General features: G+C 71.3%; 14 protein-coding genes. 13 read left to right on the top strand and 1 reads right to left on the bottom strand.

All coding sequences use genetic code 11. The features are described from left to right. The first annotated feature begins 16 nt into the window (after window positions 1–16). From ACY0MJ_RS00840 to ACY0MJ_RS00815, 6 genes are read left to right on the top strand one after another with little or no spacing between them, the layout of a single operon-like run. The gene (locus ACY0MJ_RS00840; protein WP_462636360.1) at window positions 17–1,537 is read left to right on the top strand and encodes an ABC transporter substrate-binding protein; all 1,521 of its coding nucleotides are present in this window, start codon (window positions 17–19) and stop codon (window positions 1,535–1,537) included. A gap of 16 nt (window positions 1,538–1,553) precedes the next feature. Next, the gene (locus ACY0MJ_RS00835) at window positions 1,554–2,471 is read left to right on the top strand and encodes an ABC transporter permease (protein WP_462636359.1); all 918 of its coding nucleotides are present in this window, start codon (window positions 1,554–1,556) and stop codon (window positions 2,469–2,471) included. Continuing rightward, window positions 2,471–3,376: an ABC transporter permease gene (locus tag ACY0MJ_RS00830; protein WP_462636358.1), complete on the top strand. Its 906-nt coding sequence runs from the start codon at window positions 2,471–2,473 to the stop codon at window positions 3,374–3,376. The genes ACY0MJ_RS00835 and ACY0MJ_RS00830 overlap by 1 nt, the downstream gene beginning before the upstream one ends. After that, a complete protein-coding gene (locus ACY0MJ_RS00825; RefSeq protein WP_462636357.1) occupies window positions 3,363–4,358 on the top strand; it encodes an ABC transporter ATP-binding protein in 996 nt (331 codons plus the stop codon). Before ACY0MJ_RS00830 ends, ACY0MJ_RS00825 begins: the two co-directional genes overlap by 14 nt. Continuing rightward, window positions 4,355–5,320, top strand: a complete 966-nt coding sequence (locus tag ACY0MJ_RS00820) for an ABC transporter ATP-binding protein (protein WP_462636356.1) — start codon at window positions 4,355–4,357, stop codon at window positions 5,318–5,320. Before ACY0MJ_RS00825 ends, ACY0MJ_RS00820 begins: the two co-directional genes overlap by 4 nt. Continuing rightward, complete coding sequence (locus ACY0MJ_RS00815; protein ID WP_462636355.1) at window positions 5,317–6,717, top strand: M20 family metallopeptidase; 1,401 nt, start codon at window positions 5,317–5,319, stop codon at window positions 6,715–6,717. Before ACY0MJ_RS00820 ends, ACY0MJ_RS00815 begins: the two co-directional genes overlap by 4 nt. 10 nt (window positions 6,718–6,727) lie before the next feature. Here ACY0MJ_RS00815 and ACY0MJ_RS00810 read toward each other — a convergent pair whose 3' ends face one another. Then, window positions 6,728–7,609, bottom strand: coding sequence for a LysR family transcriptional regulator (locus ACY0MJ_RS00810; protein WP_462636354.1), 882 nt, complete (start codon window positions 7,607–7,609; stop codon window positions 6,728–6,730). Window positions 7,610–7,723: 114 nt separating this feature from the next. Here ACY0MJ_RS00810 and ACY0MJ_RS00805 point away from each other — a divergent pair, with 114 nt between their 5' ends. The 7 genes from ACY0MJ_RS00805 to ACY0MJ_RS00775 are packed head-to-tail and all read left to right on the top strand — an operon-like array spanning window position 7,724 to window position 14,342. Continuing rightward, window positions 7,724–8,695, top strand: a complete 972-nt coding sequence (locus tag ACY0MJ_RS00805; protein WP_462636353.1) for a Bug family tripartite tricarboxylate transporter substrate binding protein — start codon at window positions 7,724–7,726, stop codon at window positions 8,693–8,695. Between the two features lie 10 nt (window positions 8,696–8,705). Then, window positions 8,706–9,896: a CaiB/BaiF CoA transferase family protein gene (locus ACY0MJ_RS00800; protein ID WP_462636352.1), complete on the top strand. Its 1,191-nt coding sequence runs from the start codon at window positions 8,706–8,708 to the stop codon at window positions 9,894–9,896. Then, complete coding sequence (locus ACY0MJ_RS00795; RefSeq protein WP_462636351.1) at window positions 9,893–10,600, top strand: cysteine hydrolase family protein; 708 nt, start codon at window positions 9,893–9,895, stop codon at window positions 10,598–10,600. The genes ACY0MJ_RS00800 and ACY0MJ_RS00795 overlap by 4 nt, the downstream gene beginning before the upstream one ends. Further along, window positions 10,593–11,462: an HpcH/HpaI aldolase/citrate lyase family protein gene (locus ACY0MJ_RS00790; protein WP_462636350.1), complete on the top strand. Its 870-nt coding sequence runs from the start codon at window positions 10,593–10,595 to the stop codon at window positions 11,460–11,462. The genes ACY0MJ_RS00795 and ACY0MJ_RS00790 overlap by 8 nt, the downstream gene beginning before the upstream one ends. Window positions 11,463–11,501: 39 nt before the next feature. Next, the gene (locus tag ACY0MJ_RS00785) at window positions 11,502–12,485 is read left to right on the top strand and encodes a Bug family tripartite tricarboxylate transporter substrate binding protein (RefSeq protein ID WP_462636349.1); all 984 of its coding nucleotides are present in this window, start codon (window positions 11,502–11,504) and stop codon (window positions 12,483–12,485) included. Beyond that, window positions 12,482–13,345, top strand: coding sequence for an amidohydrolase family protein (locus ACY0MJ_RS00780; RefSeq protein WP_462636348.1), 864 nt, complete (start codon window positions 12,482–12,484; stop codon window positions 13,343–13,345). Before ACY0MJ_RS00785 ends, ACY0MJ_RS00780 begins: the two co-directional genes overlap by 4 nt. A 31-nt stretch (window positions 13,346–13,376) precedes the next feature. After that, window positions 13,377–14,342 (top strand): Bug family tripartite tricarboxylate transporter substrate binding protein, encoded by a 966-nt coding sequence (locus ACY0MJ_RS00775; protein WP_462636347.1) that lies wholly within the window; start codon window positions 13,377–13,379, stop codon window positions 14,340–14,342. The last annotated feature ends 7 nt before the right edge of the window (window positions 14,343–14,349 follow it).

Below are 14,349 nucleotides of genomic sequence, written 5' to 3'. Positions count from 1 at the left end.
GAAGCAGGAGCAGTCCATGAGCCCCATCCTGAAGTGCGCGGCGGTCGCGCTGGCCGCCACCCTCGTCGCCCTGCCGCCCGCCTGGGCCGGCAAGAGCACCGACACGCTGGAGATGGCGTACGACCAGGCGCCCGAAAGCGTCGATCCGTACTACAACAACGTGCGCATCGGCGTGATCCTGGGCGCCACGGTGTGGGACACGCTGCTGTACCGCGACCCGGTGACGCACGAGTACAAGGGCCAGCTGGCCAAGAGCTGGAAGCAGGTCGACGACAAGACGCTCGAATTCGAACTGCGCCAGGGCGTCAAGTTCCACAACGGCGAGGACTTCGACGCGGACTCCGTGGTCTACACGCTCAACTACGTGGCCGATCCGGCCAACAAGGCCGTCACGCAGCAGAACGTGCGCTGGATCGACCGCGTGGAGAAGGTCGACAAGTACAAGGTCCGCGTGATCAGCAAGGAGCCGTTCCCGGCCGCCAAGGACTACCTGGCCACCACGCTGGCGATCCATCCGGCCAAGTACTACAAGGAAGTCGGCCCCAAGGGCATGAACGCCAAGCCGGTCGGCTCCGGCCCCTACAAGGTCATCGAGTACGTTCCGGGCAAGTCGATCACGCTGCAGAAGTTCGACGGCTACTTCAAGGACTCGCCGCGCCCGCAGCCGAAGATCGGCAAGGTGCGCATCCGCTTCATCCCCGACCGCCAGACGCAGATGGCCGAGGTGATGTCCGGCGGCGAGGACTTCATCATGCACGTGCCGAAGGACCAGGCCGAGAAGCTGCAGACCGTGCCCAACCTGCAGGTGGTCAGCGGCAACACCATGCGCATCGTGTTCCTGCAGATGAACTCGCAGGAGAGCACGCCCTTCCCGCAGCTGAAGGACCCGCGCGTGCGCAAGGCCATCGCCCACGCGATCGACCGCGAGGCGATCGTCAAGAACATCGTCGGCGGCGGCGCCGAGATCCTGCACACCATCTGCACGCCGTCGCAGGTGGGATGCACGCACGAGGGCGCGGCCGACTACAAGTACGACCCGGCGCTGGCGAAGAAGCTGCTGGCCGAGGCCGGCTACCCCAACGGCTTCGAGCTGACGATCCACGCCTACCGCGAGCGCAACCAGACCGAGGCGATCATCAACTACCTGCAGGCCGTCGGCATCAAGGCCAAGCTCAACTTCCTGCAGTACGCCGCCATGCGCGACCAGGTGCGCGGCAACAAGGCCGCCCTGGTGCACCAGACCTGGGGCTCCAACCTCGTGAACGACACCTCGGCCTCCACGCCCGTGTACTACGGCGGCGGCGCCGACGACATCACGCGCGACGCGCAGGTCAAGGACCTGCTGGACAAGGGCGACCACACGGTGGAGCCCAAGGCCCGCAACGGCTACTACAAGAAGGCGCTGGACCTGATCGCCGAGAACGCCTATTCGGTGCCGCTCTGGTCGCTGCCCGTGTACTACGTGGCCACCAAGGACCTGAACTTCCGCGCCTACTCCGACGAGCTGCCCCGCTTCTGGGAGATGAGCTGGAAGTAAGCGAAGGGAACGGCTGATGCTGTTCTACATCCTCAAGCGCCTGGGCCTCGCGCTGCTGGTGGCGCTGACGGTGTCGTTCGTCGCGTACCTGCTGGTCTTCGTCTCCGGCGATCCCGCCGTGGCGCTGGCCGGCGAGGGCGCGCGCACGGCGGACATCGAGATGATCCGCAAGACCTACGGCTTCGACCGGCCCGTCCCCGTGCAGTACGCGGACTGGCTGGGCAAGCTGGTGCGCGGCAACTTCGGCACCTCCGTGTACTTCAAGACGGACGTCGCGCCGCTGGTGGCCGACAAGCTGCCCACCACGCTGATCCTGGGCGGAGCCGCCATCGGCGTGGCGCTCCTGATCTCGGTGCCCCTCGGCGTGCTGGCGGCGATCTACCGCCACAGCTGGATCGACCGCCTGTGCCTCGCGGTGGCCGTGCTGGGGCAGGCGCTGCCGAACTTCTTCTTCGCGCTGCTGCTGATCATGCTGTTCTCGATCACCATGCGCGTGCTGCCCGCGTCGGGCAGCGGCACCTGGCAGCACTTCATCATGCCGGCGCTGGCGCTCGGCTACTACGCGGCGCCGGCCTTCATGCGGCTGATCCGCGCCGGGATGATCGAGGTGCTGGACGCGGACTACATCCGCACGGCGCGCGCCAAGGGGCTCACGCCGGCGACGGTGGTCTTCAAGCACGCGCTGCGCAACGCGATCGTGCCGGTGGTGGCGCTCGCGGCCGTGCAGCTCGGCTTCCTGCTCGGGGGCTCGGTGGTGATCGAGACCATCTTCGCGCTCGACGGCCTGGGCTACCTGGCCTTCCAGAGCATCACCAACAAGGACTTCCCCGTGATGCAGGTGATCGTGCTGCTGCTGTCCGTGATCTACGTGGCGCTCACGCTCGCCGCCGACGTGGCCAACGCGTGGCTCGATCCGCGCATCCGGGTGGCCTGATGTCCGCGCAACTGCCCGCCGTCGCCGCCCTGCCCGAAGTGCAGGCCGTGCCCACGCGGCCCTCGGCGCTGCGCCGCTTCCTCCGCAACAAGGCGCTGGTGGTCGGCGGCGGCATCCTGCTCGCCATCGTGCTGCTGGCCCTGTTCGCGCCGCTGCTCTCGCCCTACGACCCCTACGTGCAGGACCTCGCGCACCGCACCGCGCCGCCCGTCTGGTACGCGCAGGGCGCGTGGGCGCATCCGCTGGGCACCGACCAGCTCGGGCGCGACTACCTGTCGCGGCTGCTGTACGGCGCGCGCATCTCGTTGCTGATCGGCGCCAGCGTCGCGCTGATCTCCGGCGTGATCGGTACGACCATGGGCCTGCTGGCCGGCTACTTCGGCGGGCGCACCGACATGCTGGTGTCCTTCATCGTGACGACGCGCCTGTCCATGCCCGTGATCCTGGTGGCGCTGGCGACCGTCGCCCTGGTGGGCGGCTCCCTCTGGGTGGTGATCCTGGTGCTGGGCCTGCTCAAGTGGGACCGCTTCGCCGTGGTGATGCGCAGCGCGACGCAGCAGGTGCGCTCGCTGGAATACGTGGCGGCGGCTCAGGCCGCCGGGGCTTCGACGGCACGCATCATCGCGAGCGAGGTGCTGCCCAACGTGCTGCCGCACCTGATCGTGGTCGCCTCGCTCGAGGCCGCCAGCGCGATCCTGCTGGAGGCGTCGCTGTCCTTCCTGGGCCTGGGCGTGCAGCCGCCGCTGCCGTCGTGGGGCCTGATGATCGCGGAAGCGAAGGGCTACATGTTCTTCTCGTTCTGGCTCATCGCCTTGCCCGGCAGCGCGCTCGCGCTGCTGATCTTCGCGATCAACCTGGCCGGCGACGGCCTGCACCAGGTGTTCATGCCCCATGAGCGCAGCTGACCCGTCCGTCGTGCTGGACGTGCAGGGCCTGCACGTCGACATCCGCGGCGCCTCGGGCGTCGTGCACCCGGTGCGCGACGTGTCCTTCCAGGTGCGCCGCGGCGAGACGCTGTGCATCGTCGGCGAATCGGGCTGCGGCAAGTCGATGACGTCGCTGGCCATCATGGGCCTGCTGCCGCGCGCGGCGGTCCGCCGGGCCCGCACCATGAACTTCCTCGGCGAGGACCTGGCTGCCGCGAGCCCGCGTCGCATCAACACGCTGCGCGGCGACCGCATGGCGATGGTCTTCCAGGAGCCGATGACGGCGCTGAATCCGGCCTGGACGATCGGCGAGCAGCTGGTCGAGCACTACCGCCACCATCGCGGCGCCGGCGCGGCCGAGGCGCGCGAGCGCGCCGTTGAACTGCTGGAGAAGGTTGGCATCGCGTCCGCGGGCGAGCGGCTGCGCCAGTATCCGCACCAGCTCTCCGGCGGCCTGCGCCAGCGCGTGATGATCGCCATGGCGCTGATGTGCGGCCCCGACCTGCTGATCGCCGACGAGCCGAGCACCGCGCTCGACGTCACCATCCAGGCGCAGATCCTGAGGTTGCTGGCCGACCTGCAGAACGACCTGGGCATCGCCATGGTGCTGGTCACGCACGACCTCGGCGTCGTCGCGCGCATCGCCGACCGCGTCGCCGTGATGTACGCCGGCCAGGTCGTGGAGGAGGGCACGGCGGCCGAGATCTTCGCGCAGCCCCGGCACCCGTACACGCGCGGCCTGCTCGATTGCATTCCCGTGCCGGGCCGCACCACGCCCGGCAGCCGGCTGGGGAGCATTCCCGGCGTCGTGCCTTCGCTCACCGGCGAACTGCGCGGCTGCACCTTCCGCGAGCGCTGCCCGCATGCGCAGGCCGCGTGCACGCAGGCGATCGACCTGCGCGACGCCGGCGCGGGGCGGCGCTGGCGCTGCGTGATCGAACCCGAGGCGGTGGCCGCATGAGTGCTCTCCTCAGTGCCGTCGGCCTGCAGCGCAGCTTCAGCGTGAACGCGGGCATGTTCCGCGGCCGGCGCCTGCTGCAGGCCGTCAACGGCGTGGACATCCACGTGGAGCGCGGCGACGTGCTGGGCATCGTCGGCGAATCCGGCTGCGGCAAGTCGACGCTCGCGCGCATGCTGCTGGGCCTCACGCCACCCACGGCGGGCGGCATCTTCCTGGATGGGCAGGACATCGCCGGCCTCGACCGGCGTGCGGTGGCGCGGCGCATCCAGCCGGTGTTCCAGGATCCGTATTCCTCGCTCAACCCGCGCAGCACCGTGGCGTCCATCGTGGCCTTCCCGCTGGACGTGCACGGGATCGGCACGCGGGCCCAGCGCCGCGCGCAGGCGCTCGACATGCTGGAACGCGTCGGCCTTCCGGCACGCTACGGCGACTTCACGCCCGGACAGCTGTCGGGCGGACAGCGCCAGCGCGTGGCCATCGCCCGCGCGCTGGTGATGAAGCCGGAGATCGTCGTGTGCGACGAGCCGACCTCGGCGCTCGACGTCTCGGTGCAGGCGCAGATCCTGAACCTGCTGCTGGACCTGCGGCAGGAGTTCAACCTCACCTACGTGTTCATCAGCCACAACCTGGCCGTCGTCGAACACATCGCGACCAAGCTGGCGGTGATGTATCTCGGGCGCGTCGTCGAATTCGCCGACACGCGCACGCTGTTCGCGCGGCCGCAGCATCCCTACACGCAGGCGCTGCTCGCTTCCGTGTTGACGCCGGACACGACGCTCGGCATCCCCGACACCGGCCTCGGCCTCGCCTTTCCCGACCCGCTGAATCCGCCCGCCGGCTGCACCTTCCATCCGCGCTGCCCGCGCCGGCTCGAAGGCTGCGACCGCGCGGCGCCGCAGCTGCTGGAAAGCGGCGAAGCGCAGGTCGCCTGCCACCTGTTCCACCCCCAGGAAACGACATGACGCAATCCCGCGACGCCGCCATCGCCCGCGCCCGCAGCAGCTTCGACAGCGGCGAGTTCCGCCAGATGCTGGCGCGCCGCATCGCGGTGCCCACCGAAAGCCAGAACCCCGAGCGCGGCGCCGAGCTGCGCCAGTACCTGGACCAGGAGGTCGGGCCGTCCTTCGAGGCGATGGGCTTCTCCTGCCGCGTGCTCGAACACCCCAAGGCCAAGGCGCCCTTCCTGCTGGCGGAACGGATCGAGTCCCCCGACGCGACCACGGTGCTCGGCTACGGCCACGGCGACGTGATCCGCGGGCTGGACCGCGAATGGCAGGAAGGCCTGTCGCCCTGGACGATGACGGAGCGCGGCGGCCGGTGGTACGGCCGCGGCATCGCCGACAACAAGGGCCAGCACAGCATCAACATGGAGGCGATGCGCCACGTGATCGCCACGCGCGGCAAGCTGGGCTTCAACGCGAAATTCCTGGTGGAGATGGGCGAGGAGACCGGCTCGCCCGGGCTGCGCGAGCTGTGCACCGAGCAGAAGGACGCGCTGAAGGCGGACCTGCTGATCGCCTCCGACGGCCCGCGCCTGCGCGCCGAGCGGCCCACCGTCTTCCTCGGTTCGCGCGGCAGCATGAACTTCGACCTGGCGATCGAGGCGCGCGCCGGCGGCCACCACTCCGGCAACTGGGGCGGCCTCATCTCCAACCCGGGCATCCAGCTCGCGCACGCGATCGCCAGCATCACCTCGCCCACCGGCCAGATCCGCATCCCCGAATGGGTGCCCAAGGAACTGCCCGCCTCGGTGCGGCGGGTGCTGGCGGACTGCGAAGTCGATGGCGGCAGCGACGGCCCGGAGATCGAACCCTGGTGGGGCGAGCCGGGCCTGACGCCGGCGGAGCGCGTGTACGGCTGGTGCAGCTTCGAGGTGCTGGCCTACAAGACCGGCAACCCCGACACGCCGGTCAACGCGATCCCGCCGCGCGCCTGGGCGCGCTGCCAGCTGCGCTTCGTGGTCGGCGTCGACCCCGAGCAGATCCTGCCGGCGCTGCGCCGCCACCTGGACCGGCACGGCTTCGGCATGGTGGAGATCGCCACCACGCGCGAGACCTTCTTCCACGCCACGCGCATCGACCCCGACGACGAGTGGGTGCAGTGGGCCGTGCGCTCGCTCGCGCGCACCACCGGCAAGAAGCCCGCCGTGCTGCCCAACCTGGGCGGCTCGCTGCCCAACGACATCTTCACCGACGTGCTGGGCCTGCGCACGATCTGGGTGCCGCACTCCTACGCCGGCTGCTCGCAGCACGCGCCGAACGAGCACCTGCCGCCGGAGCTGCTGCGGGAAGGCCTGGAGGTGATGACGGGCCTGTACTGGGACCTGGGCACCGGCGACACGCCGGCGGCGCGCGCCTGAGCGCGCGGCGCTACTCGCCCCCCACCGCCTCGTACGCCTCCACCAGCGCCGCGAACACCGCGGCGTGCCGGCGGTCCTCCACGTCGGTCTTGCGGCAGGTCCAGGCCACCTGCCGCGAGGGCGCGCCGGCGCCCAGCGCCACTTCGCGGAAGGCATAGGCGCGCTGCAGGGGCGCGCGCGGCCGCGGGATCACCGAGACGCCCAGGCCTTCGGCGACCATGCCGATGATCGCGTCGGTCGAAGCGAGTTCATGGGCCGGGCGTTTGTCGGGGCACAGGCGCCGCACGTACTGCGCCGCCACGCGGCCGCCCGTGAGCGTGCGCTCGTACTGGATCCAGGGATGGCGGCGCAGCAGCTGCTGCGGGGTGCCGTGCTCCGCGTCGGCGGGCACCACCAGCACGAAGGGCACGCGCGCGAGGTCGCGCCAGGCGAGCCGGCTCGAGCCGCCCCGCGGCGGCCGCACGATCACCGCGGCATCGAGCCGGCCGGCGCTCACGGCCGCCTGCAGCGGCGCGCTCACGTCCAGCGCCAGCTGCACCGTCAGCCCCGGATGGCGCGCGCGCAGCAGGCGCAGCGCGTGCGGAACGACCGAGGTCTGCACGCTGGTGATCGCGCCGAGCCGCAGCAGCCCCGACACGGCCAGCGGGCTGCGGGCGCGGAAGCTCTCGATCGCCGCCAGCGCGCTCGCGGACGCGGCCGCCAGTTCGCGCGCCACCGGCGTCGGCACCGCGGTGCGCCCGGAGCGGTCGAACAGCGGCCGCCCGATGTACGCCTCCAGCTGCTTCATCTGCAGGCTGACGGCGCTCGCCGTCACGCCCACCTCGTTGGCGGCCGCGCTGAAGCTGCCGGTCGACAGCACGGCGCCGAGGGTTTCGAGGGCGGCCAGTTTCATGAGGAAAACTCAAGGGAGATTCAAGAAAGACTCGCTTTTCTTATGTTAGCAGGCGCCTACCATCAGGGGATCGGCGCGCGAGCCGCGCTTTTCATTTCTCCTCGCAGGACCCCCATGCATCTCCCCCGACGTCAATCCCTCGCCGCGCTCGGCGCCTTGTGCTTCGGCCTCCTCACCGGCGCGGCCGGTGTCCACGCCCAGGACACCTGGCCCGGCAAGCCCGTGCGCATCGTGGTTCCGTTCGCTCCCGGCGGCAGCAACGACGTGATCGCGCGCCGGCTGGCGCAGCGCCTGGGCACCACGCTCGGCCAGTCCGTCGTGGTCGACAACCGTCCGGGCGGCGGCAGCACGATCGGCAACAACCTCGTGGCCACGTCGCCGGCCGACGGCTACACCTTCCTGTTCGTGTCCGGTTCGCTGGCCACGAGCGCCGCCGTGCAGAAGACGCCCTATGACCCGGTGAACGCCTTCGAGCCGATCTCGCGCGTGGCGAGCGCGCCCTTCGTGATCATGACGCGCGAGGGCTTCCCCGCGAAGAACGTGCAGGAGCTCGTCGCCTACGCGAAGCAGAACCCTGGCAAGATCAACTATGGCAGTGCCGGCCTCGGCGACGCCACCCAGCTCGCGACCGAGCTGTTCAACCACACCGCCGGCACGAAGATGACCGGCGTCAACTACAAGGGGATCGCGCCGGCCCAGCTGGACATGCTGGCCGGCCGCATCGACCTGGTCGTCACGACGATCGCCTCGGTGCGCGGCACGGCCGTCGAGAAGCTGCCGATGCTCGCCTTCACCGGCGCGAAGCGCGACGCGGACCACCCGGACATCCCGACCGTCAAGGAATCCGGCCTGGACTACGAAGTGGAGATCTGGTGGGGCCTGTTCGCGCCCGCCGGCCTGCCGCCCGCGATCCGCGACCGCATGAACCGCGAGATCGCCGCGATCTGCGCCGACAAGGAATTCGCCACCTTCCTCAAGACGGCCGGCGCGGTGCCCGCGCCTTCGACGCCGCAGGCGCTGAAGGAGATCGTGGCGAAGGACGTGGCCCGCTGGCGCCTGACCGCGCAGCGCGCGGCCCTGCAGTAAGGAGCGCCCCGTGGACCAGACTCCCGAGACCTCGCCCGGACCCCTGGCCGGGGTGCGGATCCTCGACCTGAGCGGCTACATCGCGGGCCCCTACGGCTGCACGCTGCTGGCCGACCAGGGCGCGGAGGTCATCAAGATCGAGCCGCCGGAAGGCGACAACCTGCGCAAGTACCCCTCCACGCTGGCCGCCGAAGGCCGCGCCTTCCTGGGCGTGAACCGCGGCAAGCTGGGCGTGGCGCTGGACCTGAAGAACCCGCGCGGCCGCGAAGTGCTGCTGCGCCTGGTGCGCGACGCGGACGTGCTGGTGCACAACTTCCGCCCGGCCGTGCCCGCGCGCCTGGGCATCACGTACGAAGCCCTGCGCGAGGTGAACCCGCGCCTGGTCTACTGCAGCCTCACCGGCTATGGCCAGAGCGGGCCGCTGCGCAACCGCGCCGGCTACGACCAGGTCCTGCAGGCGATGACCGGCATCTGCGCGATGCAGGGCGCGCCGGGCGTGCCGGAAATCGTCTACGGCTCGGTGGTGGACTACTACGCGGCATCGCTGCTCGCCGGCGGCGTGGCGTCCGCGCTGTTCCAGCGCGAGCGCACGGGCCACGGCCTGTCGGTCGAGATCTCGCTGCTGCGCAGCGCCCTCGCGATGCAGTCGGCGCGCATGGTCTGGGCCGAGGGCGAGGGCCGCGACGTGTACCGCGACATGCGCTCCGGCGGCATCACCGGCCTGCACCCGACGCGCAGCGGCAGCCTCTACATCTCCGCGAACACGCCGCACTTCTGGCAGGCGCTGTGCGAGCTGATCGGCCTGCCGCAGCTCGCCACCGACGAGCGCTACGACACGGTGCGCAAGCGCGCCGAGCGCGCGCAGGAGATCGTGCCCGTGATCCGCGGCGCCCTGCAGCAGCGCAGCGCGCTCGAGTGGGAAGAGCTGTTCGGCGAACGCGTCCCCTGCGCCGCCGTGCGGCAGGTGGAGGACATGTTCGACCATCCGCAGGTCGCGGCCGAGGGCATGGTCCAGCGCTTCGAGCATCCCCTGGTGGGCAGCTACCGCGGCTTCACGCGCGCCGTCACCTTCGACGGCGGGCCGGGCGGCGCCGCCCGGCCCGCGCCGACCTTCGGCCAGCACTCGGACGACGTGCTGGCGCGCTGCGGCTACAGCAGCGAGGAGATCGCGCAGCTGCGCGGCGAGGGGGCGCTGCGATGAAGCCCTGGGAGGCGTATCTCGACGAGGCGGACCGCGCCGTGCTCGCGCGCGGGCGCTTCGGCACGCGCATGGGCTTCGGGGCGCGGCCGGCGGTCGTCGTCATCGATGCGCAGCGCTACATGGTCGGCGAAGAGGGCAAGGATGCCGAGTGGCCCTCCAGCTGCGGCGAGGTCGGCCGCGCCGCGGCGCGCCGGATCGCATCGGTGGTGGAAGCGGCGCAGGCGAGGGGCGTGCCCTGCTTCTTCACCCGCTTCGAGCTGGAGCGCGACGGCTCCGACATCGGCGTCTACGGCCGCAAGCGCGCGCTGCTGGACAGCCCGCACTGGTGCCTCGCCGGCACGCGCGGCGCGGAACTGCTGCCGGAGCTGAAGCCCGGGCCGCGCGACCTGGTCTTCGTGAAGAAGAAGCCGAGCGGCTTCCACGGCACGCCGCTGCTGGGCTACCTCGTCGACCGCCAGGTCGACACGGTCATCGTGCTCGGCGGCGCCACCAGCAACTGCATCCGCGCGACGGTCTTCGACGCCTCGTCGTGGAACTTCCGCGTGATCGTGCCGCACCAGGCCGTGTTCGACCGCATCCCGGTGTCGCACGCCATTTCCCTGTTCGACATGGACCGGCAATTCGCCGACGTCGTCGACGTGGCCGACACCCTTTCCTACCTGCAAGACATCGGCCGCCGCGCCAAGGAGGCTGCCCGTGCGTAGCAAGCTGTTCGTTCCCGCCTCGCGTCCGGAGCTGTTCGCCAAGGCGCTCGCCGGCGCCGCCGACGCCGTGTCCTTCGACCTCGAGGACGCGGTGGAGGAGGGCGCCAAGCCGGCCGCGCGCGCCGAACTCGCGAAGCTGTTCCAGGGCGGCCGCGCCGCCATGCACGGCAAGCTGGTCGTGGTGCGCGTCAATGCGGCGGAGACGCCGCACTTCGCCGCCGACCTGGAGGCGATCGCCTGCGAAGCCGTGGACGTGCTCAACCTGCCCATGGTGGAGAGCGCCGCGACCGTGCGCGACGCGGTCGCGGCCCTCGAGCGCATCGAGAAGGCCCGCGGCCTCGCGCCGCGCATCGGCATCCTCGCCAACATCGAGTCGGCGCGCGGACTGCGGCTGGCCGCCGAGATCGCAGCGGCCCACCCGCGCATGACGGGCCTGCAGATCGGCTTCGGCGACCTGTTCTCGCCACTGGGCATCCCCATGAGCGAGCCCTTCGCGACGCAGGCCGTGCGCTTCGCGGTGCGGCTGGCCGCCGGCGAGGCGGGCATCGAAGCCTACGACGGCGCCTACGTGGACATCCGCAACCCGGACGGCTTCGTGCGCGAGGCGCGGGCGGCGCAGCAGATGGGATTCGCCGGCAAGAGCTGCATCCACCCGACGCAGATCGCGCTGGCCAACGACGTCTTCCGCCCCAGCGACGAGGAGATCGCGCACGCGCTGCGCGTCGTGGAGGCCGCGCGCGACGTCCTGGCCCGCGGCGTGGGCGCCTTCACCGTCGACGGCAAGCTGGTCGACGGCCCCTTCATCACGCGCGCCGAACACCTCGTGGCGCTCGCGCGGCGCCTGGGCCTGCTGCAAGCCTGACCGCGCCCGCACCGCATTCGCACAACCCAAGGAGACACCATGAACAAGCGCATTTCCCGGCGCGCCCTGGCCACCGCCGCCGCGGCGCTGGCCGTGCTCGGCACCGCCGGCGCCGCCCTGGCGCAGGACACCTTCCCGTCCAAGCCCATCACCATCATCGTTCCCTATCCGCCCGGCGGCTCCAACGACGTGTTCGCGCGCGCCATGGGCAAGCGCTTGTCGGAAGCGCTGGGCCAGCCGGTCGTGATCGACAACCGCCCCGGCGCCGGCGGCACGCTGGGGACCAGCCTGGTCGCCAAGGCGCAGCCGGACGGCTACACGCTGGGGGCCGTGTCCTCCAGCTTCGTCACCAACGCCGCCGTGCAGCCCAAGCTGCCCTTCGACCCGGTGAAGAACCTGACGCCCGTGGCGATGATGGCGCACGGGCCCTTCGTGATCGCGGTGCGGGCCGACCTGCCGGTGAAGACGCCCGCGGAACTGGTCGCCCTCGCGCGCCAGCAGCCGGGCAAGATCAACTACGCGTCCTCGGGTCCCGGCAGCACCAACCAGTTCGCGACCGAGCTGCTGAAGAACAAGGCGAAGATCTTCCTCACCCACATCCCCTACCGCGGCATGGGCCCGGCCACGACCGACCTGATGGCCGGCACCGTGGACCTGCTGATCGCCAGCGGCCCCTCGCTGAAGCCGGCGCTGCGCACGGGCAAGGTGCGCGCGATCGCGGTGACGAGCCCCAAGGCTTCGCCCGCCGCGCCCGGCCTGCCGCCCATGGCCGAGGCCGTGCCCGGCTACGAGTTCTCGATCTGGTGGGGCCTGCTCGCGCCCGGCGGCACGCCTGCTCCGATCGTGGAAAAGCTCAATGCGGCCGTGAACCGCATCGTGCAGACGCCCGAGATGCGCGAGTTCTTCATGCGTGAAGGCGCGGAGCCGGCGCAGATGAGCGCGACGGACTTCGCGGCCGAAGTGCGGCGCGCGATCCCCTACTGGAAGGACATCGCCCGCAGCGCCGGGATCCAGGCGGAGTGAACGCCGTGGCAGGCACCGCAGCTCTCCCTGCAGGCGCCTGCGACGCGCACCTGCACGTCTTCGACCCGCGCTTCCCCGAAGTCCCGGGCCCGCGGCTGACGGCGACGCCGCGGCGCGCCACCGCCGCCGACTACGCCGCGCTGCGGCAGCGCATGGGCACCACGCGCGCGGTGATCGTGCAGCCGCGCGTCTACGGCACGGACAACCGCTGCACGCTGGACGCCATCGCGCAGCTGGGTGCCACGGAGACGCGCGGCATCGCCGTCGTGCGGCCCGACGTGGACGATGCCACGCTGGAGGCATTGCACGCCGGCGGCATCCGCGGCGTGCGCATGACCCTGCATGCCGCCGCCGGCGCGCCCACGCGCATCGAGATGCTGGAGCCGATCGCGGCTCGCATCCATCCGCTCGGCTGGCACCTGCAATTGCACCTGCAGGCCGACCAGATCGCCGAGCACGCCGCCGCGATCGGCCGGCTGCCTTGCCCTGTCGTCTTCGACCACATGGCGCGCCTGCCGCCCGGACGCGCGGGCCTGGGCCACCCGGCCTTCGACATCGTGCGCGGCCTGCTGCAGGACGGGCGCGCGTGGCTCAAGCTGAGCGGCCCCTACCTGAACACGAAGGGCGGCGACCCCGCCTTCGCCGACACGCTGGCCGTCGCGCAGGCCTGGGCGCTCGTCGCGCCCGGGCGCCTGGTGTGGGGCAGCGACTGGCCGCACGCCACCGAGCAGGCCCATCCGCCCGACACGCTGGCGCTGCGCGACCTGCTCGCGGCTTGGGTGCCCGACGCGCAACTGCGCCACCGCATCCTGGTGGACAACCCCGCGGCGCTGTACGGCTTCGCGCCCCCGCGGCCCTGAGCCGCATCCCTCTTCTCCCTTAGGAAACGACATGACCCTCAACCGCCGCCTCTTCTGCACCGCCGCCGCGGCCGCCAGCCTGCCCTGGGCCGCCCGCGCGCAATCCGCCTACCCGTCCCGTCCGGTGAAGGTGATCGTGCCGATCGCCCCCGGCCAGTCGACGGACATCCTGGCGCGCCTGGTGGGTGACCAGCTGGCGCGCGCGCTGGGGCAGCCCTTCGTCGTCGACAACAAGCCGGGCGCCGGCACGCGCCTGGGAACGGACGTCGCCGCCAAGGCCGCCCCCGACGGCTACACGCTGGTGATGGCCACCAGCGGCGGCTTCGCCGTGGCGCCCGCGATCTACAAGCTGCCGTACAGGCCGGTGGAGGACTTCGCGCCGATCAGCAACCTGGCGACGGTCACGCAGACGCTGGTGACCGCGGCGGACGCGCCGTGGAACACGCTGCAGCAGTTCCTGGCGGCGGCGCGCAAGAAGCCGATGAACTACGCGTCCGCCGGCAACGGCTCGACCTCCCACCTCACGACCGAGGCCTTCCTGGCGCAGACCGGCGTGTCGATGGTCCACGTGCCGTTCAAGGGCGCGTCCGAGGCGCAGCCGCAGGTGATCAGCGGACGCATCGAGGTGATGTTCGACGCGCTGCCCGCGGTGCTGCCGCAGATCCACGGCGGCAAGCTGAAGGTGCTGGGCGTGGGCTCCGCGAAGCGCTCGCCCTACCTGCCCGAGGCGCCCACGATCGCGGAGCAGGGCGTGCCCGGCTTCGAGGCGATCGGCTGGATCGGCCTCGCTGCGCCGGCGAAGACCCCGGCGGCCATCCTCGACCGCCTGAACGCGGAAGTGCGCCGCATCATGGCCACGCCGGAAATGCGCGAGAAGCTGCGCACGCTCAGCTTCGACCCGGCCGAGGGCACGCGCGAGGAGTTCGCGCGCTTCATCGCCGGGGACATCGCGAAGTGGAAGCGCGTGGCGCAGGCCGCGCGCGTGAAGGTCGAGTAAGCCGCCG

The organism is Ramlibacter sp. bp-362 (assembly GCF_054956735.1).
Note: the sequence above shows the minus strand (reverse complement) of the source record. Positions and strands in the feature narration are given on the sequence as shown.